Below are 25,804 nucleotides of genomic sequence, written 5' to 3'. Positions count from 1 at the left end.
AGGCGCCGATGCTGGTGGCCGGGATCGCGATCGGCGCCGCGGCCGGGGTGGCGGCGGGGCCGCGCGTACGTGAGTGGATCGACCGGCGCCGTTACCTCACCCACGGACCGTCGCCGTCGAAGCTGCTCGAGCTGGTGGTGGACGACTCGCCCACGGGCATCGCGGTGGTCGACGGCAAGCGCGACATCGTCCTGTTCAACCGGCGGGCCACCGAGCTGGGCCTGGTGGAGGACGACGAGCTCGACGACCGGGCTTGGGCGGCGGCGCGCAAGGTGCTCTCCGAGCGGCACCCGGTGGACTTCGACCTGATGGGCGACCAGCGCAGCCAGGGGCGGTCCATGTCGGTGCGCGGGCAGGCGCGCGTGCTCGACGACAGGGTGGGCCGCTACGCGCTGCTGTTCGCCGACGACGACTCCGAGATCGTCCGCATGGAGTCCGCGCGCAGGGACTTCGTCGCCAACGTCAGCCACGAACTCAAGACGCCCGTCGGCGCCATGGGGCTGCTGGCGGAGGCGTTGCTCGAGTCGGCGGACGACCCGGAGACGGTCCGGCACTTCGGACAGAAGGTGCAGGGCGAGGCGACCCGCCTGGGCGCGATGGTCTCCGAGCTGATCGCGCTCTCGCGGTTGCAGGGCGCGGAGAAGCTGCCCAACCTCGAAGAGGTCGACGTCGACGCGATCATCGCGGCCGCCATGGACAACGCGGCGCTCACCGCCGACGCCGCGGAGATCGAGATCACCACGGACGCGCCGAGCGGCCTGCGGGTGCTCGGCGACGAGATGCTGCTGACGACGGCGCTGACCAATCTCATCTCCAACGCGGTCAACTACTCGCCCAAAGGTTCCCCTGTGGCCGTGAGCCGCGCCCTGCGGCGGGGCCAGGTGCAGATCAGCGTCACCGACCACGGCATCGGCATCGCCCCCAAGTACCAGGAGCGCGTGTTCGAGCGGTTCTTCCGCGTCGACAAGGCGCGCTCACGTGAGACGGGCGGCACGGGCCTGGGGCTGGCCATCGTCAAGCACGTGGCCATCAATCACAATGGCCGCATCCGGTTGTGGAGCAAGCCCGGCACGGGGTCCACCTTCACGCTGGAGCTGCCCGCACACATCCCGGACCGCACGGGCGAACCGTCCGCGCTGCAGACTCCGCCGGGGCCCCCACGGCCCGACCCCGACCATAGAGAGGACATCCGTCGGTGAACCGAGTGCTGATCGTGGAGGACGAGCCATCGCTTGCCGAGCCGCTCGCCTTCCTCCTCCGCAAGGAGGGCTTCGAGGTTACCGTGTCCGTGGACGGGCCGTCCGCGCTGGAATCGTTCGACCGTGATGGCGCGGACATCGTCCTGCTGGACCTGATGCTGCCGGGCATGAGCGGCAACGACGTGTGCAAGCAGCTGCGGGCCAAGTCGTCGGTGCCGGTGATCATGGTGACGGCGCGCGACAGCGAGATCGACAAGGTGGTGGGCCTGGAGATCGGGGCCGACGACTACGTCACCAAGCCGTACTCGGCGCGCGAGCTGATCGCCCGCATCCGCGCCGTCCTGCGCCGCGGTACCGAGCCCGCGGTGGAGGACGACGGCTACGACGACGCGATGCTCACGTGCGGGCCGGTGGCCATGGACGTGGAGCGGCACGTGGTGACCGTGGGCGGCGAGGAGATCGCGCCGCCGCTCAAGGAGTTCGAACTGCTCGAGTTCCTGCTGCGCAACGCCGGCCGGGTGCTCACCCGGCAGCAGCTGATCGAACGGGTGTGGGGCGCGGACTACGTGGGCGACACCAAGACGCTCGACGTGCACGTCAAGCGGCTGCGCGCCAAGATCGAGCAGGACCCGGGCAAGCCCCGGCACCTGGTGACGGTGCGCGGCCTCGGCTACAAGCTGGAGGAGTGAGCGGCGCGCCCTGCCTCTGACGGGACGCGAGTCGGCGGGGCATGGCCCGCCCGGCCGGAGACGACGAGAGGACCCCGCAGCTGTACCGCTGCGGGGTCCTCTCTCGTGCAGGGAGGCCGCTCAGGAGCTGCCGACGCCGCCCTGCAGGCCGAGGCCGATGTCGCCGAGGCTGCCGCCGAGGTTGAGGTTCAGGCCGCCCTGGGCGCCGCCGCCGCCCGAGCCGGTGGAGCCGGCGCCGAGGCCGCCCATGATGTTGACGAGGCTGCCCGAAACGCTTCCGGCCGGCAGTTCAATGACGGGGAGCTGCGGAACGCTGGAACCCTGCGGAAGGTCCACGGTGACGAAAGTGGGGTGGCCGTTCACATTGGCGACGTAGTGAACCTGGTGCCATTCGCCGGCCCAGCCGCGCTGATGGCAATCCCGCCAGATGTTGGCCGCGTCGACGCGGCACGCGACCACGGTCGCGGTACCGTACGCGGGACTGACGAGGACCGCCCCGGGGCCGGGATTGAACGCGCCGGGAGCGTCGTACGGGGTGACCTGGTCGGTCACGTTGGTGAACCCGGGGGCCACCGGCAGTTCACCGACAGTGCTCGCGCTGGCGGCGGGTGCCATGGCCAGGGCCATTCCGCCGGCTGCTGCGGTGGCGGCGGCCGCCGTCACGACCTTCTTCATCGTCTTCTTCATAATCAGTGGCCCTTCTGTCCGAGGAACGGTCACTCGCGTGCAATCGGTGATTCACTGCTGGCGCAAAGTGCGCGGAGAGCCGTTCAAGCTGTCACTCATACGGGTCATCGCGGCCATTCGCCGGAGTGTTAACAAACGCTGAGAACCCGCTGAAAACCGCCAGCGGATCGGCTGTCGCGGCGCATTCCTTGACGAGGGTGAATAAAACAATGAGAATCAGTCAATGGGATCAGGACATTCGTCCATTTCGACCGCTCTCAGTTTGCCGGCCGGCCGTCCATGGTCGCGGCCGTCGCCGGGTGGACGGCCACGAGGCCCAGGTCGGCCCGCCGGGCGCACAGTCGCGCCAGCTCCGCGTAGGCGGCCGCACCGAGCAGCTCCGTCAGCTCCGGGGCGTACGACTGCCACACCGCACGCGCGCCGACGTGGGCGGCGGGGTCGCCGGTGCAGTACCAGTCGAGGTCGGCGCCGCCGGGGCCCCAGCCACGCCGGTCGTACTCGCCGATGGTCGAGACCAGCACCTGCTCGCCGTCTGCGCGCTCCACCCAGTCCTGGGTGCGGCGGACCGGCAGCTGCCAGCACACGTCGGGCTTGACCTCCATAGGCAGCCGGCCGGTGCGCAGCGCCATCCGGTGCAGCGCGCACCCGGTGCCGCCGGCGAAACCGGGCCGGTTCAGGAAGATGCAGGCGCCGTCGTGCCGCCGCGTGCGCAGCGCGGGCTCGTCGTCCACCTCGTCCTCCACCAGGTATCCGTCCGGGCCCAGGCCCCGCTCGCGCAGCTGCCAGTCCTCGTCGGTGAGGTCCGCGACGGCGGCGTCGAGACGGGCGCGGTCGTCGTCATCGCTGAGGAAGGCACCGTGCGAGCAGCAGCCGTCGTCCGGCCGGTCGGCGAGGATGCCGCGGCAGGCGGGAGTGCCGAACACGCACGTCCACCGCGACAACAGCCAGGTCATGTCGGCACGCACCAGGTGATCCGGGTCGGCCGGGTCGACGAACTCGACCCACTCGCGCGGGAAGTCCGGTTTCACTTCCACCGCGGGCGGCAGGTCGTCACTGCGGGTGCGGGGTCCGTGCGTCACAGGTCCCCACCGTAGACCCGCTAGGTTGGACGGTGTGCGACTCGGAGTACTCGACGTAGGAAGCAACACCGTCCACCTGGTGGTGGTGGACGCGCATCGCGGTGGGCACCCCACGCCGATGAGCTCGTCCAAGGTGGCGCTGCGGCTGGCCGAGCGGATGACCGAGGACGGCCGTCTGCACCCGGATGTCACCGACGACCTCATCGCCGCGGTCGCCGAGTTCTCCGGCATCGCCCGCTCGTCGGGGTGCGGCGAGATGATGGCCTTCGCCACCTCCGCCGTGCGCGACGCGGTCAACTCGGAAGAGGTCCTGGGGCGTGTCCTGGAGGAGACCGGGGTGGAGCTGAGCGTCCTCGGCGGCGTCGACGAGGCCCGCCTCACGTTCCTGGCGGTGCGCCGCTGGTACGGGTGGAGCGCCGGGCGCATCATGAACTTCGACATCGGCGGCGGGTCGCTGGAGCTGTGCAACGGCGTCGACGAGGACCCGGACCTGGCGTACTCGCTGCAGTTGGGTGCGGGACGTCTCACCCGCGACTGGTTCGGGTCCGATCCGCCCGGCAAACGGCGTGTCGCGGCGCTGCGGGACTGGCTCGACGCGGAGCTGTCGGACCCGTCGAAACAGCTGCTCAAAGCGGGTGCGCCGGACCTGTGCGTCGGCACGTCCAAGACCTTCCGGACGCTGGCGCGGCTCACCGGCGCCGCGCCGTCGAGCGCCGGCCCGCGCGTGACACGGACGCTGACGGCCAGCGGTCTTCGGCAACTGATCGCGTTTATTTCTAGGATGACTGCAGCGGACCGTGCGGAGCTCGAAGGCGTCAGCGCCGACCGGTCGCCGCAACTGGTTGCCGGGGCGCTCGTCGCGGAGGCGAGCATGCGTGCTCTGTCGGTGGACCAGCTGCAGATATGTCCGTGGGCGTTGCGTGAGGGTCTGATCCTGCGCCGGCTCGATACCGAGATGGGTGGCGAACTGTTGGTGGGTGCACGATGAGCGAACAGCCGGGGACGAGCAGCCGGCCGGTGACCGTTGCCGAACTGCTCGCCCGCAACGCCTCCGGCAGCGGGGGCTCGAGCGACGGCGGGCGGTCACGCAGGCATCACCGTGGCGAGCGTGCGGGCGGCATCTCCGTCGCCGAGCTGACCGGCGAGATCCCGGTGATCCGCGAGCCGGTCGCCGAGGACCGTGTCGACCGCGAACGCGAGGACGCGCAGGTCGACCGTCAGGACGCGCGCGACGCCGAGAGCGCCGCGGAGACCGACGTGGACGCCGCTGAGAGCGAGGTCCCGGCCGAGGAGGACGGTGCGGCGGAGCCCGCACCCGACGGCGAGGCGGACGGCGCTGAGGCGGACGCGGAAGCCGAGCACGACGCGGAGCCGGACGCGGAGGCCGAGCACGACGCGGAGGCCGGCGCCGATGCGCACGTCGACTCTGACGACTCTGAGCCGGTGGGCGATGCCGAGTACGACGCCGAGCCGGACGTCGACGCTGACTACGACGCCGAGCCGGTGGACGGCGCCGACTTCGGAGAAGTGGCCGATGCGGACGCCGACGAGGAAACCGCGGGCGTCGCGTCCGTGCAGGAATCCGAGCCGGACACGGTCCCGGGCGCCGGGCCGGACCTGGAACCGTGGGCGGGTGGCGCGCCGGAGTCCGCGGGCGGCACGCCGACCGTCGCGGAGATGCTCGCGCGCAGCGACGCCCCCGTCGAGGCGATCGGCGGCGAGCCCGGGGCGACGGCCACCGCGGTGATCCCGGTGGCCGAGCCTGCGGCGGAGGACGCGGTGGCCGATCCCGCCGTCGCGCAAGACGCGGACGTCGCCGCCCCGGATACCGAGGACACGGACGCTGCGGAACAGGGCGGGAACCGCGGCGCGGTGCGCCAGTGGGCCGGCCTGGCGCTGCAGGTCATCGTCGGCGTCGCGGTGGGCGCCGCGGTGTTCAAGGGGTTCGAGAAACTGTGGGACTCGCTGCCGTATGTGGCGTTGGTCCTGTCCGTGCTCGTGATCCTAGGTCTGGTGGCGGTGGTCCGCATCCTGCGCAAGACCGACGACATCATCAGCCTGCTTCTCGCGATGGTCGTGGGCGTGGTGGTGACGTTGGGGCCGCTCGCGTTCGTGTTGAGCACGCAATGACCCGCGCCGCCGGGCCCCGCCCCCGCGTCGGGTGGACATGTGGTCGCATCTCCGCCGGAAATCGACCAGATGTCCACCGAACGGGGAGGCCCGGCGCAGCGCAGACGGGGGAGGCGCGGTGGTGAAGGGCCGGGGGATTCCGGTGGGATTGTCGACCGCGTCGGTGTATCCGCAGACCACCGAGAGCGCGTTCCAGTACGCCGCGCAGCTGGGTTTCGACGGCATCGAGCTCATGGTGTGGGCGGAGGCCGCCAGCCAGGACCCGTACGCGGTGTCGGCGCTGATAGACCGCCACCAGGTCCCGGTGCTCGCGTTGCACGCGCCGTGCCTGCTCATCTCGCAGCGGGTGTGGGGCTCGGACCCCATCCCTCGCCTGGACCGGGCGGTGCAGGTGGCGCGCCAGGTGGGGGCGACGACGGTGGTGGTGCATCCGCCTTTCCGTTGGCAGCGCGCCTACGCGCGCGGTTTCGCCGCGCAGGTGGCCAGGCTGGAGGACACGCACGGCATCGTCGTCGCGGTGGAGAACATGTATCCGTTCCGGGCGGACCGGTTCATGAGCAACAAGGAGGGTTCGGTCCAGCGGCTCCGCAAGCGCGGGGGCGCGGGGGCGGCGATCTCGGCCTTCGCGCCCGGACACGATCCGACGGAGGTGGACCACCGGCACTTCACGCTGGATCTGTCGCATACGGCCACCGCGGGCATGGACGCGCTGGAGCTGGCGGACCGGATGGGCGACGGGCTGGCGCACGTACACCTGGCGGACGGCCGCGGCGCGTACACGGACGAGCACCTGCCGCCGGGCGCGGGCGACCAGCCCTGCGCGGAACTGTGCCGGCGGCTTGCGGCGCAGCGCTTCGCCGGTCAGGTGGTGCTGGAGATCACGACGCAGAACGTGCGCACGCGCGACGAGCGGGCGGCCGTGCTGGCGGATTCGCTGGCGTTCGCCCGCACGCACCTGGCGCGCCCGCGCCCGCAGCGCGCCGACTGACCCGCGGCGGATTCCACCGGCCGGCGCGGCGTGGACCGGTCGCGCGGGCGGCCGCATGGATCCGCGGCGCGCGTGGCAGGCTGAGGGGCATGACGAGAATTGCTGTGGTCGGCGGCGGCCGGATCGGTGAAGCACTGGTGTCGGGCCTGCTGGCGGGTGGAAGGCAGGCGCGTGACCTGGTGATCACGGAGCGCTTCGAGGCTCGCGGCCGTGAGCTGGCCTCGGAGTACGGCATCCGGGTCACCCAGAGCATCGCGGACGCCGCGGAGGGGGCCGCCGTGCTCGTCGTGGCCGTCAAGCCCAACGATGTGGACTCGGTCCTCGCGGAGGTGGCCGAGTACCAGGAGACCAGCGACGACGACCAGCTCATCGTGTCGCTGGCCGCCGGCATCACCACGGCGCGGTTCGAGCAGCTGCTGCCCGCCGGCACCGCGGTGGTGCGCGTGATGCCCAACACCCCGATGCTCGTGGGGCAGGGCGCCAGCGCCATCACGCCGGGCCGGCACGCCACCGCCGTGCACATGGATCTGGTCGAGGAGCTCATGGGCGCCGTCGGCATGGTCCGCCGGGTCAAGGAGTCGTCGATGGACGCGGTGACGGCGGTTTCCGGCTCGGGGCCCGCGTACTTCTTCCTGGCGATCGAGGCCATGGTCGATTCGGGGGTCGCGCTGGGGCTCACCCGGCCCGTCGCCCGCGATCTGGCGATCCAGACGCTCGTCGGCGCGGGCGCGATGCTCGCCGAGTCCGGGGAGACCGCCACCGAGCTCCGCGCCGCCGTCATGTCGCCCGGCGGCACCACCGCGGCGGCGATCCGGCAGTTCGAGAAGGACGGCCTGCGCTCGGCGTTCTTCGAGGCGATGGCGGTGGTGCGCGACCGCTCCGCGGCGCTGGGTGCGGTGCAGGAGGACGGCTCCTGATCCGACGCGGGGACGCCGCCTCCCGAGGCCGTGCGGTGGCCGGGCCGTGATCCCGCCGTGACCCCGCCGAGCAGGGCATTCACCGCGGATTCGTCACACGCGTCGCAGCGACACCACGATTACCGTTAGGCTGCGGGGTAGCACGTGCGTGTCAGGTCCGCCGGAGGGGAAGCCGGCGGCGCGACGCGTGCCGGAGGATGTGAACCAATGGCGTCATCTGACAAGCCGCCCGCCGGAGGGGCGAAGCCTGCCTCGCAGGGCTCCTCGGACGCCGGAGAGCCGGCGTCGCTGGCGGGCACCAATTTCCTGACCGTCGCGGAGGTGGCGACGATGATGCGCGTGTCGAAGATGACCGTGTATCGGCTCCTGCACGGCGGTGAACTGCCGTCGGTGCGGGTGGGGCGCTCGTTCCGGGTGCCCGCCAAGGCGGTGCACGAGTATCTGCAGTCGTCGTACTTCGACGTCGGCTAGAACGGCAGGATCGGGTCCCGAAGGTCCGGGAGCAGGGCCGGCGCGGGCGCGATCCGGCGCCCGTCGGCACCTCGGTTCGAGGGTCGGTCCGCGCGGCGGTAGCATTGTCGATTGTCGTGCCGTGGAGAGGTTTCCTCGGCTGCTGTCGGCGGGCGTCGCGTGGGGCCGGGTGCCCCGCGGGCAGGTGCGTCACCGAGTGATCGGTGCACCGGAGAGGACGCCGGACCACGTGCTTGCCGCGCTCAGCGCCCGGCGCTGTGCGCGGCCACGGCAGCACGGGGTCCGCTCGATGGATTCGTGCACGAGGGTCGCCGCACCGGTGCGGGTCCCCAGGTACTAGGCAGTGAGGATTCCCGGTATGGGTTCAGTGATCAAGAAGCGCCGCAAGCGCATGTCGAAGAAGAAGCACCGCAAGCTGCTTCGTCGCACCCGGGTGCAGCGTCGCAAACTCGGCAAGTGATCCGCGCGCACCGGCGGTAGAGCGTCCGGTCGCGCATCGACAGCCGCGCGCTGCTCCGGCGGCCCGGTCCACCATCGTGGACCGGGCCGCCGGTCGTTTCGGGTCGGCTTTGCCGTGCGGGCCCGCCGGTGCGAACCCGCGCGGAATGTGATGCACGTCCGGTAGCGGGCGGGATATGGCCGCCGTCGCGCTGCGGCCGCTATTCTGTACCTGATGAGTGAATCCGACGCGCCGCGCGAGCCCAGGGCGGTACTCGTGACGGGAGCCAGCCGCTTTCTCGGCGGTTCCCTCGCAGCCATGCTGGCCGCCCACCCGACGATCGAGCGCGTCATCGCCGTCGACTGCCTCGCGCCCAGCAAGAACATGCTCCGACGGCTGGGCCGCGCGGAGTTCGTGCGGGCGGACATCCGCAATCCGATGATCGGCAAGATCATCCGCGGCGCGGAGGTGGACACGGTCGTCCACACCGACGTGCACTCCCGGCCGGGGGAGGCCGGCGGGCGCGCGGTGATGAAGGACATGAACGTCATCGGCGCCCTGCACCTTTTCGCCGCCTGTCAGAAGGCTCCCACGGTGCGCCGGTTGGTGGTGCGGTCGACGTCGGCCGTCTACGGGTACAGCCCGCGCAATCCGGCGCGCTTCGGTGAGGAGATGGCGCCGAAGAACCCGCCGCGCGGCGGGTTCTCCCGGGACAGCGTGGAGATCGAGTCGTACGCGCGCGGTGCGGGTCGGCGCCGCTCCGACCTGCAGGTGAGCATCCTGCGTTTCGCACCGCTCATCGGCGTGCGGATGGACACCGAGCTCACGCGGTACTTCGGGGCGGTGCTGGTACCCAGCGTGTTCGGATACGACCCGCGCATCCAACTGCTGCACGAGGACGACGCGCTGGGGGCGCTGGAGTGCGCGGTCGCCGCGCCCGCATACGGCACGTTCAACATCGCGGGCGACGGCACCATGTCCGGCGCCCAGGCCGTCCGGCGGGCGGGCCGGCTGGGCATCCCGTTGCCGTCGCCGATGCTGGGCGTGGTGGGTTCGGCGCTGCGGGCCGCGCGGGTGGTGGACTATTCGCACGAGGAGCTCGGGTTCCTGAGCCAGGGCGTGGTGCTCGATACGACGCGGATGCGCACCGAGCTCGGATTCACGCCGCGCTGGTCCACGGTGGACGCGTTCGACGACTTCGTCCGCGGCAGGTCGCTGGACCCGGTGATCGACCCGGCGGTGGTGCGCGGATGGGAGGAGCGGCTGACCGCGCTGGCGCGACGGCTGCCGGTGTGATCGGGACGGCCCCGCGTCGGCAGAGGCGCCGGGCCGCCGCAAGGTGTTGTGCGCCGCAGGGTGCGGGGAAGCGGTGTGACAGCGTGGACGTGGTGCGCGGGGGCGCATGCGAAGGGAACGCGACCGGCCGGGAGGCCGGGAGCGGAGACGATGGGAGTCGAGGTGGAGGATTCGGCGGTGGCCAAGGTCATTCCGCTGCGCGGTGAGGGGCGCGGCGGCGTGGCGCGGGGCGCGTCGACGGACGGAGCGCGGGGCCCCGGCGTCCCGCCGGTGGTGCACCAGCTGCGCGCGGGCGGGCAGTCCGGCGAGGCGGATCACGCGGCGTTGGCCGACCACATCGCAGAGGCCCTCACGTTCCTGCGCCGGCGCGTGACCGGCGACTACGAGGTGGACGACTACGGCTTCGACCCGCACCTGAACTCGTCGGTGATCCTGCCCGCCCTGCGCCCCGTGTTCGAGAAGTGGTTCCGGGTCGAGGTGTCCGGGGTGGAGAACCTGCCGGAGGACGGTGCGGCGCTGCTGGTGGCCAACCACGCCGGCACGGTGCCCGTAGACGGCCTGATGCTCTCGGTGGCCGTGCACGACCACCACCCGCAGAACCGGCCCACCCGCATGCTCGCGGCCGACCTGGTATTCCAGACGCCTCTGCTGGGCTCGTTCTCCCGCAAGGCCGGGCACACGCTCGCCTGCCACCCGGACGCGGACGGCCTGCTGCGGGAGGGCGCGCTGGTCACGGTGTTCCCGGAGGGGTTCAAGGGCGTGGGCAAGCCGTTCGCGGACCGCTACAAGCTCCAGCGTTTCGGCCGCGGCGGCTTCGTGACCTCGGCGCTGCGCACCGGCGCGCCCATCATCCCGGTGTCCATCGTCGGATCCGAGGAGATCTACCCGAAGCTCGCCGACATCAAGCCCCTCGCGCGGCTGCTGGGGTTGCCGTACTTCCCGATCACGCCGCTGTTCCCGCTGCTCGGGCCGTTGGGCGCCGTCCCGCTGCCGTCGAAATGGCACATCGCCTTCGGCGAACCCATCGCCACCGACGGCTACGACGAGCAGGCCGCCGACGACCCGATGATCACCTTCGACCTCACCGACCAGGTGCGCGAGCGGATTCAGCAGACGCTGTACACGCTGCTCGCGACGCGGCGGAACGTCTTCTTCGGTTGACGGCGGCGTCGGCCCGGCCGTGGGCTGTCCCGCCGCATGCTGTCGGGCGGTGGGCCGTCCGGCTCACGCCGACTGGTCGCGGCGCCCCAACACGGTCGCGGCGGCGCCGCCGATCGCCCCGAGCGCGAGCGCCGTGGGCACGCCGATCTTCGCCGCCTTGCGGCCGGTGCGGAAGTCGTGGATCTCCCAGCCGCGATTGCGGGCCAGTTCACGCAGGTCGGCGTCCGGGTTGACGGCCACGGCCGTGCCGACCGCGGTGAGCATGGGCACGTCGTTGTGGCTGTCCGAATACGCGGTGCACCGTTTGAGGTCGAGCCCCTCGCGCACGGCCAGCGCGCGCACCGCGTGCGCCTTGCCCAGCCCGTGCAGGATGTCGCCCACGAGGCGGCCGGTGAACACGCCGTCCTCGCTCTCCACCACGGTGCCCAGCGCGCCGGTGAGGCCCAGGCGCTTGGCGATGACCTGCGCCAGGTCCTGCGGCGTCGCGGTGACCAGCCACACCTGCTGCCCGGCGTCGATGTGCCGCCGGGCCAGTTCCAGGGTGCCCGACCAGACCTTGTCGGCGAGGATCTCGTCGTAGATCTCCTCGCCGAGGCGGGTGAACTCCGCGGTCTCGCGTCCCGCGATGAACGACAGGGCCTTCTCCTTGCCGCTGGCCACGTCGTCGCTGTTCTCTTTGCCGCTGACCCGGAACTTGAGCTGCTGCCATCCGAACTGCGCCATGTCGGACAGTTCGATGTAGTCGCGGGAGGCGAGACCGCGCGCGAAGTGGATGATCGAGGCGCCCTGGACCATGGTGTTGTCCACGTCGAAGAAGGCGGCCGCGGTGAGATCGCGCGGCGCGGGGGTCCGTGCCGGCGTGCCTTCCGACGGCCTGCCCGGCGCAGCGTCGTCGGTGGATTCGGCCTCCAACTGGGCATGCGCGGCGTCGGCGCTGGCCTCGCCCGCGAGGTTCTGCAGAAGCTCGCCCAGGCTGGGGCCCAGCGGGTTGCGGGCGCTGAGGCGGGCGAGGCGGCGCCGCACGGAGGAATCCTGCGGGTCCGGCTGCTCCCGGTGGTCTGGCACCGCATCCTCCTGATCCGCATGCATCCTGGTGGCCGCTCGGGACGGTCGCGGGTCCGCATCCCCACGCGGGCCGTGGACCTGAACGGTCACCCCAACAGTAACCGTCGGCTACGGGGTGCGGGGCCGCGGCACGCGCGCGGCGCGGCCGGGGCGGCGCGTGGCGCCCGGCACCGCGCGCAGGCCGCGGGCGCTGTGACAATGATCTCCGTGCCCGCGGGGCGATCCGGCCCTGCGGCGGCCGGGCCGGATCGCCGCCGGGCCGCGAGAGGGCGGGCGGCGGCGGGGAGGCGGTCGCGGGGAGACGGTTGACGGGGGTGGTTGACTGGGGTCCCGCCCGGCGCGGCGGCGGAACCGGAGTTCAGGGAGAAAGGTGCACGGCGGTGGCCACTGCGGGCAGGGAACGGGATTCGGGCGACGGAGCGGCGGCGGGAGGCCGCGAGGTCACACTGCTCACCCGCGAAGGCTGCGGCGGCTGCGACGCAGCGTGGGAGCGACTTGACTTGGTGTGCAAGGAGTTCGGAATCGCCGCGTCGGCGGTGGACGTGGACGCGGCGGCGGCGCGACGGCCGGAGCTGCGCGCGGAGTTCGGCGACAGGCTCCCGGTGGTGCTGCTCGACGGACGGGAGCACAGCTACTGGGAGGTCGACGAGGAACGGCTGCGCGCCGACCTGGCCCGCTGAGCCCGGGGGCCGGCGCGGCTGCATGCGGCGCGGCGGGGCCGGCCGTCGGCGCCCCGCGGTGACCCGGGCGCATGGTAGGCGGCGGCGGTCGGCGGTCCGTAGCGGACCCGGGTGCGGATGCCGCCGCCGTAGCGTGTAGGGGCGTGCCGCGTCAACTTTGTGCCGGGGGTGACGAACGGTTACCGTGGTGTGAACCAAGCACCGGGGTGCTGGGTCAGAGCTGCGTTTATGCGGCTGTGTCCGGGCAGCGCCGTACCGCATGCACGATCATGCCGACGGCGGTGCCGCGTCCAGGCCCGCCGCGGTTGCGTCACGGTCCACGGGCCGCACGCAAGCGTGCCAGGCGGACGCTCCCGTCCCGGACGCTCATTCACTTCGGCTGCACGAGGAGCCCGCGACGTGACAGATCGACGCCCAGCGTCCGCCCGCCCTGCGCCGGCCCGCCCCGGCCGCCGGCGCGGCACCGACGGAGGCATCCGATCCGGTGGAGCGCCCGGCAGGAACTGTGCCGGACGCCGCGATCACGGCGCCCCCAATAGTCGCATACGCCCGGTCGGCACCGTCGTCCGGCACGCCGGTGTCCGGGAGCGGGCGGGCGACGGGTCGGAGGTGGCCGCAGCATGAGCATTCTGCTGGTCGGAATGTCGCACCGCAGCGCGCCGGTATCCACGCTCGAACGCGCCGCGGTGTCGGAGGCGGACCGCCCCAAACTGCTGGACGCGCTGGTGCGACGTCCGCACGTCGCCGAGGCCATGGTGGTCTCCACCTGCAACCGTATCGAGATCTACGCCGTCGTCGACGCGTTCCACGGCGGCCTCGCGGAGGTCAGCGGGCTGTTCGCGGAGCATTCGGGGATGAGCGTGCAGGAGCTCACCTCGCATCTGTACGTGCGCTACAGCGAATCCGCGGTGGAGCACCTGTTCACGGTGGCCGCGGGCCTGGACTCGATGGTGGTGGGCGAGCAGCAGATCCTGGGGCAGATCCGCACCGCCTACGCGGCCTCGGACTCGCAGCAGGTGGCCGGCCGCGCGGTGCACGAGCTGGCGCAGCAGGCGCTGCGCGTGGGCAAGCGCGTGCACAGCGAGACCGGCATCGACTCCGCCGGCGCGTCGGTGGTGTCGGTGGCGCTCGAGCGTGCCGCGGCGCTGCTGGGCGGGCCACGCGCCCTCGAGGGCCTGGCGGGCCGCCGGGCGGTGGTGCTCGGCGCGGGTGCGATGGGCGGGCTGGCCGTCGCCAACCTGATCCGCGCCGGCATCGGCGAGGTGACGGTGGTCAACCGCACCGCCGAGCGCGCGGCCCGGCTGGCCGAGACCGCCGCGGAGGCCGGCGTGGCCTCGCAGGCGACCGGCTTCGACGGGCTCGCGGCGGCCGTGCGCACCGCCGACGTGGTCGTGACCTGCACCGGCTCCGTCGGTGCCGTGCTGACCGTCGCCGACGTGCACACCGCGCTCACCCGCCGCACGGCCGACACTCCGCTGGTGATCTGCGACCTGGGCCTGCCGCGCGACGTCGACCCCGCGGTGGCGGGCCTGCCGGACGTGGACCTGCTGGACATCGAGACGCTGCGGCAGGACCCGGGCGCCGGGGCGGCCGAGGCCGACGCGTCCGCCGCGCGCGAACTGGTGGCCACGGAGCTGGCCGCCTACCTGGAGCAGCAGCGGGCCTCGGAGGTGGCGCCCACAGTGACCGCCCTGCGGCGGCGTGCCGCCGAGGTGGTCCAGGGCGAGCTGCTGCGGCTCGAATCGAAGGCCCCGGGCCTCACCGACGCCGAGAAGACGGAGGTGGAGCGCACGGTGCGCCGCGTCGTCGACAAGCTGCTGCACGCGCCCACGGTGCGGGTCAAGCAGCTCGCGGCGGCCCCCGGCGGGGGTTCCTATGCGGAGGCGCTGCGCGAGCTGTTCGAGTTGGCGCCGGGCGTGACGGCCGCGGTGGCGCGCTCCTCGGAGTCCGCCACCGACGTCGAACCGGCTGATCAGAGCCTGGCAGAGGAGGGCACACTGTGACCGATCACCCGGCGGCCGCAGGAGCGGCGGGCGTCCCCGATCCCATCCGCGTGGGCACGCGCGGCAGCGTGCTGGCCCGCACCCAGGCCGGCACCGTGCGCGACGCCCTCATCGCGGCCGGACACCCCGCGGAGCTCGTGATCATCAGCACCTCCGGCGACAAGTCCATGTCCCCGGTGGAGAAGATCGGCGTGGGCGTGTTCACCGCGGAGCTGCGCGAGGCCATCCGCGACGACCGGGTCGACATCGCCGTGCACTCGTTCAAGGATCTGCCCACTGCCGCCGAGCCGGGGCTCACGATCGCCGCCGTGCCGGCGCGCGCCGACGCCCGCGACGCCCTGGTCGCCCGCGACGGGATGACGCTCGGCGAGCTGCCCTCCGGGGCCCGCGTGGGCACGTCCGCGCCGCGCCGCGTGGCGCAGCTGCGGGCGCTGGGCCTGGGGCTCGACGTGCAGCCGCTGCGGGGCAACCTCGAGCGCCGCCTGGGGCGCGTCGACGAAGGCGAGCTCGACGCGGTGATCCTCGCGCGGGCCGGCCTGGACCGCACCGATCGCACGGGGCTCATCACCGAGACGATCGATCCGTTGCAGATGCTGCCCGCGCCGGCGCAGGGCGCCCTGGCCGTCGAGTGCCGCAGCGCCGACGCGGCGCTGGTGGAGCTCGTCCGACGGCTGGACGATCCGGACACCCATGCCGCCGTCGTCGCCGAGCGCGCGGTGCTGGCGCGCCTCGAGGCCGGCTGCACGGCACCCGTCGGCGCGCTCGCCGAGGTCGTCGACTCGACCGGACCCGACGGCACGCCCGCGCTGGAACTGTCGCTGCGCGCCGCCGCGGCCGCGGAGGACGGCACCGTGGTGCTGCGCGCCTCCCGGGTGGGGCCGGTCGCCGACGCGGAGTCGCTGGGGCTCGGCGTGGCGGACGAGCTGCTGGAGATGGGCGCCGCCGACCTCATGGCCGACAGGCCGGGCGGGGCGCCGGGGGCGGGGGTGCCCGGATGACCGCCCACGGAGCGCGGGGGCCCACAGCGCCGGCCGCGCCGCGCAGACCGCGGCCCTGCACCGCATCAGACCACGTAATGACCCTCGCACTCACTCTGGAGATCGAACGATGAGCCGCGCACGCAAGACCACCCCCGGACGGATTCTGATCGTGGGGGCCGGTCCGAGCGATCCGGCCCTGCTGACGCTGCGGGCCCGCGAGGTCCTCGGCGCCGCCACCGTCGCGTACACCGACGCCGACGTCGACGAGGGCGTGGTGTCCTTCATCGGCACCACGCTCACGGTGGACGAGGAGACGGGCGAGGGCGGCCCAGACGTGCGTCCCGCCCTGGGCGACCCCGCGGACGTGGCCAAGGCGCTCGTCACCGAGGCCAAGCTGGGCCACGACGTGGTCCGCCTGGTCTCCGGCGACCCGATGACGACCGATTCGGTGATCGCCGAGATCACCGCGATCGCCCGCACCCAGGTGCATTTCGAGGTGGTGCCGGGCGTGCCCGTCGGCAGCGCGGTGCCCGCCTACGCCGGCATGCCCATCGGTTCCGCGCACACCGAGTTCGACGTGCGCGGCGAGGTGGACTGGGCGGCGCTGGCCGCCGCGCCCGGCCCGTTGGTGCTGCACGCCACCTCCGGCCGCCTGGCCGAGACGGCCGGCGCCCTGGTGGAGCACGGCATGAGCGGTGCGACGCCGGCCGCCATCACGGTGAGCGGCACCACGCGCCGCCAGCGCACGGTGGAGGCCACGCTCGGCACGCTCGACGAGGTCGGCTCAGAAATGGTGGGCCCCCTGGTCGTCACCATCGGCAAGGCGGTCTCGCAGCGGCACAAGATGTCGTGGTGGGAGTCGCGCGCGCTGTACGGGTGGACCGTGCTGGTGCCGCGCACCAAGGACCAGGCCGCGGCGATGAGCCGCCGGCTGGTGGACCACGGCGCCATCCCCAAGGAGGTGCCCACCATCTCCGTGGAGCCGCCCCGGAGCCCCGCCCAGATGGAGCGGTCGATCAAGGGGCTCGTCGACGGCCGCTACCAGTGGGTGGTGTTCACCTCCACCAACGCGGTCAAGGCCGTATGGGAGAAGTTCCAGGAGTTCGGGCTGGACGCGCGCGCGTTCTCCGGCGTGAAGATCGCGTGCGTGGGCCAGGCGACGGCGGACAGGGTGCGCGCGTTCGGCATCGAACCGGAGATGATCCCGCCGGCCACCGAGCAGACCAGCGAGGGGCTGCTGGCCGAGTTCCCGCCGTTCGACGAGGTCCTCGACCCGGTCAACCGGGTGCTGCTGCCGCGCGCGGACATCGCCACCGAGACCATCGCCGAGGGGCTGCGCGAGCGCGGCTGGGAGATCGACGACGTCACCGCCTACCGGACGGTGCGCGCCTCGCCGCCGCCGGCGGAGACCCGCGAGATGATCAAGACCGGCGGCTTCGACGCGGTGTGCTTCACCTCGTCGTCGACGGTCCGCAACCTCGTCGGCATCGCCGGCAAGCCGCACGCCCGCACCATCGTCGCCTGCATCGGGCCGAAGACGGCGGAGACCGCCCGCGAGTTCGGGCTGCGCGTGGACGTGCAGCCGGAGGTCTCGCAGGTGATCCCCCTGGTGGAGGCGCTGGCCGAGCACGCCGCGCGGCTGCGGGCCGAGGGCGCGCTGCCGCCGCCGCGGAAGAAGTCGCGCCGCCGCTGAGACGGCCTGCTTGCCGCCCCGCCGACCCGGCGGGGCGGGGTATCGTCCGCGGTGCGGCCCCGTCCGGCGGGGTCCTAAGGAGGAGAGCGTGTACCCAGACCACCGTCCCCGGCGCCTGCGCACCACGCCGGCGATGCGCCGGCTCGTGGCGGAGACCACCACGACGCCCCGCAACCTGGTGCTGCCGATGTTCGTGGCCGAGGGACTCTCGGACCCGCGGCCCATCGCCTCGCTGCCCGGCGTGGTGCAGCACACGCAGGACACGCTGGTGAGGGCGGCGCACGACGCGGTCGCCGCCGGTGTGGGCGGGCTGATGCTGTTCGGTGTGCCCGAGCACCGGGACGCCGTAGGCAGCGGCGCCGACGATCCGGACGGCGTGCTCAACAGGGCGCTGGGGGCGCTGCGGTCCGAGTTCGGCGACGACACCGTGCTCATGGCCGACACCTGCCTGGACGAGTTCACCGACCACGGGCATTGCGGCGTGCTCAGCCGCGACGCCAACGGCCGTGAACGCATCGACAATGACCTCACCGTGCAGCGTTACGTGGACACGGCGCTGGCGCAGGCCGAGGCGGGCGCGCACGTGGTGAGCCCCAGCGGAATGATGGACGGCCAGGTGGGCGCCATCCGCGCGGCGCTCGACGCGGCGAACTTCCGCCACACCTCCATCCTGGCCTACTCCGCCAAGTACGCGTCCGCGCTGTACGGGCCGTTCCGAGAGGCGGTCGGATCCACCCTGGTCGGCGACCGCACTACCTACCAGCAGGACCCGGCCAACATCCGCGAGGCGCTGCGGGAGACCCGCCTGGACCTGGGCGAGGGCGCCGACATGGTCATGGTCAAGCCCGCGATGCTCTACCTGGACGTGCTGCGCGAGGTCGCGGCCGTGTCGACGGTCCCCGTCGCCGCCTACCAGGTGTCCGGCGAGTACGCGATGATCAGCGCGGCGGCCGCGAACGGGTGGATCGACCGCGACGCGATGATCCTCGAGTCGCTCACCGCGATCCGCCGCGCCGGCGCGGACATCGTGCTCACCTACTGGGCGGCCGAAGCGGCCGCGATGCTGCGGTGATCCGGTGGTGATCCGCGCGTGAGGGCCGACGAACGGCTGCCGGGCGCCCCGCCGCCCCGGTACCCGGGGGCGGGGCAGGGCAACGGCGGATCCGGCGACGGGCCCCCCGCGGCGCCGCCGGCGGTGCGCATCGCCTACGAACTGTGGTGCGTGGTGGCGGTGCTCGGCATCGGCACCACCGTCGGGGTGATCCTGGTGATGTCCGGACTGCAGGACACCGTCGTCGACGAGATGCTCGAACGCTTCTCCGGCGGCGTGAACGGCCAGCCCGTCACCCGCGCCGACGTGGTCTCCAGCTTCCACCTGTCGCTGGGCGTGATCGGCGTGCTCGGCGCGGTCGTCATCGGCCTGACGTGGCTGGTGGCGCGCCGGATGCTGCGCGGCAAGGCATGGGCACGGGCAGTGCTCGTGGGGTTCACGGCGATCATCACGGTCATCGGTTTCGAGGGGCTTCTCGGTTTCAACAGCAACGGCTCCGTGGTGCTGGAGGTCTGTGCCATCCTGCAGGCCGTGCTCGCCATCGGGGCGTCGGTGATCGTGCACCGCGGCGAGGCGCACCGGTACTTCTACGGGGGACGGCCGCGGTGAGCGCCCCGCTGTTCTCCGAGCCCGGCGCGCGCTGGTGGCCCATCGTGCTGGCGCCCGTGTTCGCGCTCGTCGGCATCGTGATGGACGCGGTGATGGGTGGCGGCATGCCCGTGCTCGTGTGGCTGGTGTCCGGCGCGGTGCTGGCGGCGGTGGGCGCGCTCATCATCCACGCCGCCCGCACGCACACCGCCGTCGAGCTCACCGAGAGCACGCTGCGCCTCGGCACCGACGACATCGCCATGTCCGACATCGTCCACGTGTTCCCGCCGGCCCCTGCAGGGCGCCGGCGCCAGGATCCGCGTGAACCCTGGGAGTCGGCGCGCTCGCTGGGCGGGCTGTCGGTGGTGCCGCGGGGCGGCGGGGATCGGCGTGCAACTGCGTTTCCGGTGCGCTGCGGCAGGCGTGGCGCGCGACGACGCGGCGCTGCGCGCGGTGCTGGAGCCGCTCGTGGCCCGGCGCCGTCCACGCAAGGGGGCGCCCCGGGTCAAGGGCGCGGGGCCGCAGTGACGCGGACCCGGTGGATCGCCGTCGCCGAAGCCGTCGTGGCGTTGGCGGCGATCGCGATGTCGGTGTGGTTCTGGAACCAGGGGGTGCAGCCTGCGCGCACGCCGGTGCTCGTCGAGGGGCAGCCCCCCATCGAGGTGACGATGTACGACGGGGCGCGGGTGACCACGTCGATCGTCATGATGGCCGCGGCCGGGCTCGCGGTGGTGGACGCGCTGCGCAGGGTCCTCAGCCGGCGGCCCTGAACACCACCCGGTCGCCGGGGCGCAGCTGGGCCGCCGCGTCGAGCGCGGCGCGGCGCACCACCGCGATCACCGGATAGCCCCCCGTCACGGGATGGTCCGCGAGGAACAGCACCGGAAGCCCGTCGGAGGGGACCTGCAGCGCGCCGGTGACCATGGGCTCCGAGGGCGGTTCGCCGTCGCGCGCGCGGCGCAGGCCGTCCGGACCGTGCAGCCGGGCCCCCACCCGGTCGGTGTCGGGCGTGACCGTCCATGCGCGCGTGACGAGCAGCCGCCGGGCGTCCGCGGTGAACCAGTCGTCGCGCGGTCCCCAGACGACGGGGAGCCGGACGGGGGCGGTGTGCGCGGAGGCGTCCGGCGGGATCAGGTCGGCCGCGGGCAGGGGCGCGGCGGCGGGCCCGGTGACGAGCACGTCGCCCGCGCGCAGCACGGGCGGACCCAGCCCGGAGAGCACGTCCGTGGCGAGACTGCCCAGCTCGGGCCGGTGCGCGGCGCCGTCGGCCCCGTGCACCTCCGCCACCCCGCCGCGCACGGCCAGATAGTTCCGCAGGCCACGCGGAGGCGCGTCGACGGACAGCACCTGGCCCGCGCGCAGAGGGATGCGGCAATGCGAGCCCGCCGGGGCGCCGTCGACCCCGACGGCGGTGACCGGGCCGGTCACCGCGACGATCGCCGCCCGGCGTGCGCGCACGGCCAGGCCGCCCAGCGTCGTCTCGAGCACCGCGGCCCGCGCTCGTCGTTGCCCACCAGGCGGTTCGCCGCGGCCAGAGCGCCCCGGTCCGCAGCGCCCGAGAGCCCTACCCCAGCGCGCCGCGGCCCGGGCGGCCGCCGTCCTGCACGGTGGTCATGGGGCCGGGTTCCAGCACCTCCAGGCGCCCTGCGAAGCCGTCGCCGCTCATGCCGCCTCCCCGCGCGTGCGAAGCGCACCCGGGTCCCCGGCGCGAGCAGCGCGGGCGGGTCGCGGCGCGGCTGCCACAGCTCCGCCGCAGTGGTGCCGATGAGCTGCCATCCCCCCGGGGAAGACCGCGGGTAGACGCCGCTGAACGGTCCGGCGAGTCCCACGCTCCCGGCGGGCACGCGCGTGCGCGGGGTGGACCTGCGCGGCACCTCCAGCCGCGGATCCCCGCCGACGAGGTAGCCGAAGCCGGGCGCGAACCCGGTGAAGGCGACCGTCCACCCGGTTCCGGTGTGCGCGTCGATCACCTCGGCGCGGGTGAGTCCGGTGGCGCCGGCGACCGCGTCCAGGTCGGGACCGTCGTAGACGACGGGGATCACCAGAGCCTCCCCCGGCGGTTCCGCGGAACCGTCGGCGCCCGCAGCGTCCGCGACCGCACGGGCGGAGAGGTCCGCGCACCACGTGCGGACGACGTCGGGGGCGATGGCCGCGGGGGAGAACGTGACGGCCACGGTGCGCGCGGCCGGGATCACGTCGACGATGCCGGCCGGGCGCCCGCGCGCAGCAGCGGCGGTGAACGGGAGCACGGCGGGCGACACCGGTCCGCCGGACCCCGGGAACTCGACGAGCACGGCCGCGTCGCCGGCCGCCAGGATGCGCACCCGCCCGCCGTCCGTCCCGTGCGCGCCGTTCATCGTCCGCCTGCTGTGCGGGGTCCACGCGCGCGCGACCTCACGTGAACGGGCGCAGGTCGACTCCGGCGCCGTCGAGGGCCGCGCGCACCGACCGGGCCATCGCGACTGCGCCGGGGGTGTCTCCGTGCAGGCACACCGACTCGGCGCGGACCGGGAGCCGGGTGCCGTCGACGGCCGGGACCACGCCGTCCTCGACCATGGCCACCACCCGCGCGGCGATGGCGTCGGGATCGGTGAGCAGCGCGCCGGGCTCGCCGCGCGGCACCAGCGTGCCGGCGGGGGTGTAGCCGCGGTCGGCGAAGGCCTCCGTGACGGTGCGCAGACCCGCCCGGTCCGCGGCGTCGAGGAACACCGACCCCGGCAGTCCCAGCACGGGCAGCGCGGGGTCGTAGGCGCGGACCGCGGCGACGACGGCGTGCGCCTGGCCCTCGTGATGCACGATGGCGTTGTAGAGCGCCCCGTGCGGCTTCACATAACGCACGCGGCCGCCCCGGGCCCGGGCCAGGCCGTCGAGCGCGCCGATCTGGTAGATCACGTCCGCGGTGAGATCCCGCGGCGACATGTCGATGAACCTGCGGCCGAACCCGGCCAGGTCCCGGTAACCCACCTGGGCGCCCACCCGCACGCCGCGTTCGACGGCCCCGGCCGTGGTGTCCAGGAGCGTGGCGGGGTCGCCGGCGTGGAACCCGCAGGCGATGTTGGCGGAGGTGACGAGCGTGAGCATCGCGGCGTCGTCGCCCAGCGGCCAGGTGCCGAAACCCTCGCCGAGGTCGCTGTTGAGGTCGATCACGGTCACACACCCATGGTGTCACGGCGTGTGCGCGGACGCGCCCGTGCGCCGCCCGCCTCCCGGCCCGCGAGACAGGGCCGTCGACTGGCGGCGGCGCGGCCGCCTAGCATCCACGCCATGCCCGACCCGCACTCGGATCCCGCCGCACCGGGGCCCTGCAGGAGCCTCGAGACCACCGTCGACGAGGAATGGATCGACGTCAACGGCCACATGAACGCCCAGTTCTTCGGCCTGGTGATCTATGACGCGCACGCGCGGTTCACCGACCTGATCGGCCTCGGGGACGTGTACGTCGAGCGGACCGGCAACGGCAAGGTCGTGGTCGAGAGCCACATCACCTATGAGCGTGAGCTGCGGCTCGGTGAGGCGATCGGGGTGGATTCCTGGCTGCTCGGCGTCGACGACAAGCGATTGCACTTCTTCCATGAACTGCGGTCGCTCGAGTCCGGCTGGCGCGCCGCCGCGGGCGAACAGCTCGACCTGCACTTCGATCTCGGGTCACGCCGGGTGGCCCCACTGCCGGCCGAGGTGCGGGACCGGCTCGCGTCGCTGTCGGAGAAGCAGCGCTCCGCCGGTCATCCTGCCGGCACCGGGAAGATTTCGACGGTGCGCGCGTAGGCCACCCGGCGCGCGCCGCGCCGAGTGGGTGGTTTTTCGGTGCTCGGCGCGCGCAGATCACCGAAGAACGCCCCACTCGGCGGGTCAGGCGCGGACCGACTCGGGATCCTCGGCCGACAGCGGCGTGGCGGGCTCCGGCCGCCGGTGCATGCGGGCGCGGCGGCCGCGCACGGCGGCCACCGACCGGCAGACCACGTAGATCGCGAACGAGATGGTGGTGACGAACACGGACACGGGCACTCCCGGAGCCAGCGACAGGATGATGCCGCCCACCACGGAGATCTCCGCGAAGACCACCGACAGCACCGTGGCCCGCAGCGGGCTGGAGGTGATGCGGGCGGCGGCCGCGGCGGGGGTGATCAGGAGCGACAGCACGAGCAGTGCGCCGACGATCTGCACGCCCATGGCAGCGGTGATGCCGATGAGCACCGCGAACACCATCGACAGCATCCGCATGGGCACCCCGCGGGCGGCGGCCACGTCCGGGTCGACGCTGGCGAACCACAGCGGCCGGTAGACGATGGCGAGCACCGCCAGGACCACCACTGCCGACCACACCAGCAGCGAGATCCCCGCGGTGTCGACGCTGACCACCTGGCCGACCAGCAGGGAGAACTTGTTGGACGTGCGATCGGGGTTGAGCCAGATGAACAGCACCGACAGGCCCAGGCCGAACGCCAGGATCGCCCCGATCACCGAGTCGCGTTCGCGGATGCGGGTGCCGAGCAGGCCGAAGGCCACCGCGGCGACCACCGCGCCCACCAGGCCGCCCACGCCCACGTCGATGCCGAACAGCAGCCCGAACGCGGCGCCGGCCATGGACAGCTCGGACGTGCCGTGCACGGCGAACGACATCTGCCGGGTGACGATGAGCGGCCCGATCATGCCGGAGACGAGACCGATGACGGCGGCGGCGATGAGCGCGTTGCGCACGAAGTCCATCTGCAGCAGGGCGCCGGTGGTCTCGAAGGCGAAGAGGTTGTCGATCAGCTGCGTCAGCTTGTCGTTCATCGGGGGACCGCCGTGCCTGTCGTCGCCGTCCAACCGGCGTCGGGCGGCCCGTCCGGCGCCAGCGGGGAGGCCTGGCAGTGCGGGTCCAGGGGTGCGTCGGCGGCGCCGACGACGACCACCCGCCCGTGCACCCGCAGCACGTCGACCGGGGTGCGGTACAGGTCGGTGAGGACCTCGGAGGTGAGCACCTCGTCGGGCGTGCCGACGGCGAACCGGCCGTCGACGATGTACAGGACGCGGTCGACCATCGGCAGGATCGGATTCACCTCGTGGGTGACGAACAGGACCGCGGTGCCGGCGTCGTGGCGCCGGCGGTCGATGAGCCGGGCCACGGTCTGCTGGTTGGCGAGGTCCAGGCTGAGCAGCGGCTCGTCGCACAGCAGCACCGCCGGGTCGCCGCACAGCGCCTGGGCCACGCGGAGACGCTGCTGTTCGCCGCCGGAGAGCACGCCCATCGGCCGGTCTGCGTAGGCGCTCGCGCCGACCTCGGCGAGGGCGGCGTCGACCCGTTCCCGGCGCCTGTGCCTGCCGCGCAGCCCGACGCCGAACCGGTGGCCGTCCAACCCGAAGCCCACCATGTCCCGCCCGCGCACGGTGGTGCCGGGGTCGATCATCTTCTGCTGGGGGATGTAGCCGACCCTGTCGTTGCCGGTGCGGACGGCCCGGCCCGCGACCTCCGCCGCGCCGTGGCTGAGCGGCTGCAGCCCCAGCAGCACCTTGAGCAGGCTGGACTTGCCGGACCCGTTGGGCCCGAGCACAGCGATGAACTCACCGGGCCGCACCGTGAGGTCCAGCCCGGACCACAACGTGCGGTCGCCGAACCCCAGCGCGGCGCCGCGCAGGGCGAGGGCGGGAGCGGGGTGCGGAGCGGTCAGTCCGTCGGTGGCGGGGAGTGCGGTCATCGGGCCGTCGCCTTTCCCAGTGCGGTGAGGATCGTGTCCACCCATGCGATGTAGGGCACGCCGTCGGGCGGGGACTCCGCGACCTCGACGACGGGGATGCCGGCGCGGTGGGCGTCGCGGAGCATCGCCTCGGTGGAGGGGCTGTCGGTCTGCGTGTTGTAGACCAGCGCGGACACCTCGCCGCCGGACAGCAGTGCGGTGAGGTGCGCGATCACCGCAGGTGCCGGGTCGGAGCCGTGCTCGATCGCCTCGCCGAACTCGGGCGGGGTCAGGTCCTCGATCCCGGCGCCGGCCAGCAGGTAGTGGGCCACCGGCTCGATGGCGACGACGGGCCGGGGGCGGCCCGCGGCGATGGCGGCGGACCTGTCCTCGAGCGAGCGCAGCTGCGCCTGCAGCGCGTCGGCGCGGGCGTGGAACGCCTCGGCGTCGGCGGGCGCGATCGTCGCCAGCCGCCCTGCGAGGTCGTCGGCCACCGCGTCGACGGTGCCGAGGTCGAACCACAGGTGCTCGTTGATCGCCCCGTGCCCGTGGCCGCTGCCGTCACTGTGCCCATGCCCGTGTCCGTGCTCGCTGCCGTCGGCTTCCGGCTGCCCGGCGTGCAGCGCCGCGGCGTCGATCACGGGCGCGGAGGCGGAGACGCCGTGGACGAGCGAGGTGAAGAATGCGTCGTAGCCGCCGCCGTTCGCCAGCAGCACGTCGGCGCGGTCCACCGTCAGCGCATCGGCGGGCGTGACCTGGAACTCGTGCGGATCCTGGCCCCGCGGCACGATCTCCTGCACGACCACCGTGGGGCCGCCGATCTGCTCGGCGATCGCGGCCCACACCGCGGTGGAGGCGACGACGGAGATGCGGCCGTCGTCGGCGGGGGAGACCGTGGAGGAGGCGCATCCCGCCGCGGCGAACGCGATGAGCGCCGCCGCGGCCGCGCGCAGTCCGCGGGCGCGTGCGCCGGAGGCGCGGCGGTGCAACTGCATGCGCGCGGCCTCCCTTCCCCGCCTGCGACGACTCCC

At 73.3% G+C, this 25,804-nt stretch carries 25 protein-coding genes and 2 pseudogenes; 18 read left to right on the top strand and 9 right to left on the bottom strand.

The window, feature by feature from the left end; genetic code table 11:
• Window positions 1-8 precede the first annotated feature (8 nt).
• Window positions 9-1,199, top strand: coding sequence for a sensor histidine kinase (locus H4F70_RS16280; RefSeq protein ID WP_182348078.1), 1,191 nt, complete (start codon window positions 9-11; stop codon window positions 1,197-1,199).
• On the top strand, window positions 1,196-1,888 hold the full coding sequence (locus H4F70_RS16275) for a response regulator transcription factor (protein ID WP_182348003.1): 693 nt from the start codon (window positions 1,196-1,198) through the stop codon (window positions 1,886-1,888). Before H4F70_RS16280 ends, H4F70_RS16275 begins: the two co-directional genes overlap by 4 nt.
• A 120-nt stretch (window positions 1,889-2,008) precedes the next feature.
• On the opposite strand, the gene H4F70_RS16270 is transcribed toward H4F70_RS16275, so the two are convergent.
• Entirely contained in the window at window positions 2,009-2,575 is a 567-nt protein-coding gene (locus tag H4F70_RS16270) for a hypothetical protein (RefSeq protein ID WP_182357937.1), read from the bottom strand.
• 257 nt (window positions 2,576-2,832) lie between these two features.
• Window positions 2,833-3,621: a DUF3109 family protein gene (locus tag H4F70_RS16265; protein ID WP_182360463.1), complete on the bottom strand. Its 789-nt coding sequence runs from the start codon at window positions 3,619-3,621 to the stop codon at window positions 2,833-2,835.
• 67 nt (window positions 3,622-3,688) lie between these two features.
• On the opposite strand from H4F70_RS16265, the gene H4F70_RS16260 reads away from it, so the two are divergent.
• The 8 genes from H4F70_RS16260 to H4F70_RS16225 all read left to right on the top strand — a co-directional run bounded on the left by H4F70_RS16260 (window position 3,689) and on the right by H4F70_RS16225 (window position 11,056).
• Window positions 3,689-4,642, top strand: a complete 954-nt coding sequence (locus H4F70_RS16260; RefSeq protein ID WP_182357936.1) for a Ppx/GppA family phosphatase — start codon at window positions 3,689-3,691, stop codon at window positions 4,640-4,642.
• Complete coding sequence (locus tag H4F70_RS16255) at window positions 4,639-5,784, top strand: hypothetical protein (protein ID WP_182357935.1); 1,146 nt, start codon at window positions 4,639-4,641, stop codon at window positions 5,782-5,784. Before H4F70_RS16260 ends, H4F70_RS16255 begins: the two co-directional genes overlap by 4 nt.
• 142 nt (window positions 5,785-5,926) lie before the next feature.
• Window positions 5,927-6,772, top strand: coding sequence for a sugar phosphate isomerase/epimerase family protein (locus tag H4F70_RS16250; RefSeq protein WP_235681161.1), 846 nt, complete (start codon window positions 5,927-5,929; stop codon window positions 6,770-6,772).
• Between the two features lie 89 nt (window positions 6,773-6,861).
• Window positions 6,862-7,689, top strand: a complete 828-nt coding sequence (gene proC, locus H4F70_RS16245; RefSeq protein WP_182357933.1) for a pyrroline-5-carboxylate reductase — start codon at window positions 6,862-6,864, stop codon at window positions 7,687-7,689.
• Window positions 7,690-7,896: 207 nt separating this feature from the next.
• Window positions 7,897-8,160, top strand: coding sequence for a helix-turn-helix domain-containing protein (locus H4F70_RS16240; protein WP_182357932.1), 264 nt, complete (start codon window positions 7,897-7,899; stop codon window positions 8,158-8,160).
• A gap of 358 nt (window positions 8,161-8,518) precedes the next feature.
• Complete coding sequence (locus H4F70_RS16235; protein ID WP_003402602.1) at window positions 8,519-8,620, top strand: 30S ribosomal protein bS22; 102 nt, start codon at window positions 8,519-8,521, stop codon at window positions 8,618-8,620.
• Between the two features lie 213 nt (window positions 8,621-8,833).
• Window positions 8,834-9,895: an NAD-dependent epimerase/dehydratase family protein gene (locus H4F70_RS16230; protein ID WP_182357931.1), complete on the top strand. Its 1,062-nt coding sequence runs from the start codon at window positions 8,834-8,836 to the stop codon at window positions 9,893-9,895.
• A 150-nt stretch (window positions 9,896-10,045) separates the two neighbouring features.
• The gene (locus H4F70_RS16225) at window positions 10,046-11,056 is read left to right on the top strand and encodes a lysophospholipid acyltransferase family protein (protein ID WP_182357930.1); all 1,011 of its coding nucleotides are present in this window, start codon (window positions 10,046-10,048) and stop codon (window positions 11,054-11,056) included.
• A gap of 63 nt (window positions 11,057-11,119) precedes the next feature.
• On the opposite strand, the gene H4F70_RS16220 is transcribed toward H4F70_RS16225, so the two are convergent.
• Window positions 11,120-12,121: an HAD family hydrolase gene (locus H4F70_RS16220; protein ID WP_420883135.1), complete on the bottom strand. Its 1,002-nt coding sequence runs from the start codon at window positions 12,119-12,121 to the stop codon at window positions 11,120-11,122.
• A gap of 380 nt (window positions 12,122-12,501) precedes the next feature.
• Here H4F70_RS16220 and H4F70_RS16215 point away from each other — a divergent pair, with 380 nt between their 5' ends.
• The 7 genes from H4F70_RS16215 to H4F70_RS16185 all read left to right on the top strand — a co-directional run bounded on the left by H4F70_RS16215 (window position 12,502) and on the right by H4F70_RS16185 (window position 19,886).
• Window positions 12,502-12,801, top strand: a complete 300-nt coding sequence (locus tag H4F70_RS16215; protein WP_182357928.1) for a glutaredoxin family protein — start codon at window positions 12,502-12,504, stop codon at window positions 12,799-12,801.
• Window positions 12,802-13,421: 620 nt separating this feature from the next.
• Window positions 13,422-14,804 (top strand): glutamyl-tRNA reductase, encoded by a 1,383-nt coding sequence (locus tag H4F70_RS16210; protein WP_182357927.1) that lies wholly within the window; start codon window positions 13,422-13,424, stop codon window positions 14,802-14,804.
• Window positions 14,801-15,802 (top strand): hydroxymethylbilane synthase, encoded by a 1,002-nt coding sequence (gene hemC, locus H4F70_RS16205; RefSeq protein ID WP_182357926.1) that lies wholly within the window; start codon window positions 14,801-14,803, stop codon window positions 15,800-15,802. The genes H4F70_RS16210 and hemC overlap by 4 nt, the downstream gene beginning before the upstream one ends.
• Before the next feature lie 109 nt (window positions 15,803-15,911).
• Window positions 15,912-17,477 (top strand): bifunctional uroporphyrinogen-III C-methyltransferase/uroporphyrinogen-III synthase, encoded by a 1,566-nt coding sequence (locus H4F70_RS16200; protein ID WP_182347990.1) that lies wholly within the window; start codon window positions 15,912-15,914, stop codon window positions 17,475-17,477.
• Between the two features lie 88 nt (window positions 17,478-17,565).
• Window positions 17,566-18,549, top strand: a complete 984-nt coding sequence (gene hemB / locus H4F70_RS16195; RefSeq protein ID WP_182357925.1) for a porphobilinogen synthase — start codon at window positions 17,566-17,568, stop codon at window positions 18,547-18,549.
• An 18-nt stretch (window positions 18,550-18,567) separates the two neighbouring features.
• The gene (locus tag H4F70_RS16190; protein ID WP_182357924.1) at window positions 18,568-19,137 is read left to right on the top strand and encodes a hypothetical protein; all 570 of its coding nucleotides are present in this window, start codon (window positions 18,568-18,570) and stop codon (window positions 19,135-19,137) included.
• Window positions 19,134-19,886: a hypothetical protein gene (locus H4F70_RS16185; protein ID WP_182357923.1), complete on the top strand. Its 753-nt coding sequence runs from the start codon at window positions 19,134-19,136 to the stop codon at window positions 19,884-19,886. Before H4F70_RS16190 ends, H4F70_RS16185 begins: the two co-directional genes overlap by 4 nt.
• On the opposite strand, the pseudogene H4F70_RS16180 reads toward H4F70_RS16185, so the two are convergent.
• The 3 genes and pseudogenes from H4F70_RS16180 to H4F70_RS16170 all read right to left on the bottom strand — a co-directional run bounded on the left by H4F70_RS16180 (window position 19,870) and on the right by H4F70_RS16170 (window position 22,269).
• A pseudogene (locus H4F70_RS16180) lies at window positions 19,870-20,782 on the bottom strand (5-oxoprolinase subunit C family protein). The gene H4F70_RS16185 and the pseudogene H4F70_RS16180 sit on opposite strands and share 17 nt — an antisense overlap.
• 16 nt (window positions 20,783-20,798) lie before the next feature.
• Window positions 20,799-21,440 (bottom strand): annotated as a pseudogene (gene pxpB / locus H4F70_RS16175) (5-oxoprolinase subunit PxpB); the annotation flags it as partial.
• Window positions 21,441-21,510: 70 nt separating this feature from the next.
• Window positions 21,511-22,269 carry a LamB/YcsF family protein gene (locus H4F70_RS16170; RefSeq protein ID WP_182357922.1) on the bottom strand — a complete coding sequence of 253 codons (759 nt, stop codon included), beginning with the start codon at window positions 22,267-22,269 and terminating at the stop codon, window positions 21,511-21,513.
• A 111-nt stretch (window positions 22,270-22,380) separates the two neighbouring features.
• Here H4F70_RS16170 and H4F70_RS16165 point away from each other — a divergent pair, with 111 nt between their 5' ends.
• Window positions 22,381-22,881: a thioesterase family protein gene (locus H4F70_RS16165; RefSeq protein WP_182357921.1), complete on the top strand. Its 501-nt coding sequence runs from the start codon at window positions 22,381-22,383 to the stop codon at window positions 22,879-22,881.
• An 84-nt stretch (window positions 22,882-22,965) separates the two neighbouring features.
• Here the strand turns inward: H4F70_RS16165 and H4F70_RS16160 are convergent, their stop codons facing one another.
• Genes H4F70_RS16160 through H4F70_RS16150 form a run of 3 tightly spaced genes read right to left on the bottom strand, consistent with a single transcriptional unit; the run spans window position 22,966 to window position 25,768 of the window.
• Window positions 22,966-23,892, bottom strand: coding sequence for a metal ABC transporter permease (locus tag H4F70_RS16160; RefSeq protein WP_182357920.1), 927 nt, complete (start codon window positions 23,890-23,892; stop codon window positions 22,966-22,968).
• Window positions 23,889-24,794 (bottom strand): metal ABC transporter ATP-binding protein, encoded by a 906-nt coding sequence (locus H4F70_RS16155; RefSeq protein WP_182357919.1) that lies wholly within the window; start codon window positions 24,792-24,794, stop codon window positions 23,889-23,891. The genes H4F70_RS16160 and H4F70_RS16155 overlap by 4 nt, the downstream gene beginning before the upstream one ends.
• Window positions 24,791-25,768 (bottom strand): metal ABC transporter solute-binding protein, Zn/Mn family, encoded by a 978-nt coding sequence (locus tag H4F70_RS16150; RefSeq protein ID WP_182357918.1) that lies wholly within the window; start codon window positions 25,766-25,768, stop codon window positions 24,791-24,793. The genes H4F70_RS16155 and H4F70_RS16150 overlap by 4 nt, the downstream gene beginning before the upstream one ends.
• Window positions 25,769-25,804: the final 36 nt, after the last annotated feature.

Origin of the sequence: Tomitella gaofuii (genome assembly GCF_014126825.1) — a bacterium.
GTDB classification, from domain to species: Bacteria; Actinomycetota; Actinomycetes; order Mycobacteriales; family Mycobacteriaceae; genus Tomitella; species Tomitella gaofuii.
The sequence above is the reverse complement of the archived record's forward strand: the minus strand, read 5'-3'. Positions and strand labels throughout refer to the sequence as shown.

Coding starts and splice junctions, on each gene's coding strand:
- H4F70_RS16225 (WP_182357930.1), top strand. CDS start 10,046: ATGGGAGTCGAGGTGGAGGATTCGGCGGTGGCCAAGGTCATTCCGCTG.
- H4F70_RS16160 (WP_182357920.1), bottom strand. CDS start 23,892: ATGAACGACAAGCTGACGCAGCTGATCGACAACCTCTTCGCCTTCGAG.
- H4F70_RS16240 (WP_182357932.1), top strand. CDS start 7,897: ATGGCGTCATCTGACAAGCCGCCCGCCGGAGGGGCGAAGCCTGCCTCG.
- H4F70_RS16230 (WP_182357931.1), top strand. CDS start 8,834: ATGAGTGAATCCGACGCGCCGCGCGAGCCCAGGGCGGTACTCGTGACG.
- H4F70_RS16155 (WP_182357919.1), bottom strand. CDS start 24,794: ATGACCGCACTCCCCGCCACCGACGGACTGACCGCTCCGCACCCCGCT.
- H4F70_RS16150 (WP_182357918.1), bottom strand. CDS start 25,768: ATGCAGTTGCACCGCCGCGCCTCCGGCGCACGCGCCCGCGGACTGCGC.
- H4F70_RS16270 (WP_182357937.1), bottom strand. CDS start 2,575: ATGAAGAAGACGATGAAGAAGGTCGTGACGGCGGCCGCCGCCACCGCA.
- H4F70_RS16280 (WP_182348078.1), top strand. CDS start 9: ATGCTGGTGGCCGGGATCGCGATCGGCGCCGCGGCCGGGGTGGCGGCG.
- H4F70_RS16255 (WP_182357935.1), top strand. CDS start 4,639: ATGAGCGAACAGCCGGGGACGAGCAGCCGGCCGGTGACCGTTGCCGAA.
- H4F70_RS16210 (WP_182357927.1), top strand. CDS start 13,422: ATGAGCATTCTGCTGGTCGGAATGTCGCACCGCAGCGCGCCGGTATCC.
- H4F70_RS16200 (WP_182347990.1), top strand. CDS start 15,912: ATGAGCCGCGCACGCAAGACCACCCCCGGACGGATTCTGATCGTGGGG.
- H4F70_RS16235 (WP_003402602.1), top strand. CDS start 8,519: ATGGGTTCAGTGATCAAGAAGCGCCGCAAGCGCATGTCGAAGAAGAAG.
- H4F70_RS16165 (WP_182357921.1), top strand. CDS start 22,381: ATGCCCGACCCGCACTCGGATCCCGCCGCACCGGGGCCCTGCAGGAGC.
- proC (WP_182357933.1), top strand. CDS start 6,862: ATGACGAGAATTGCTGTGGTCGGCGGCGGCCGGATCGGTGAAGCACTG.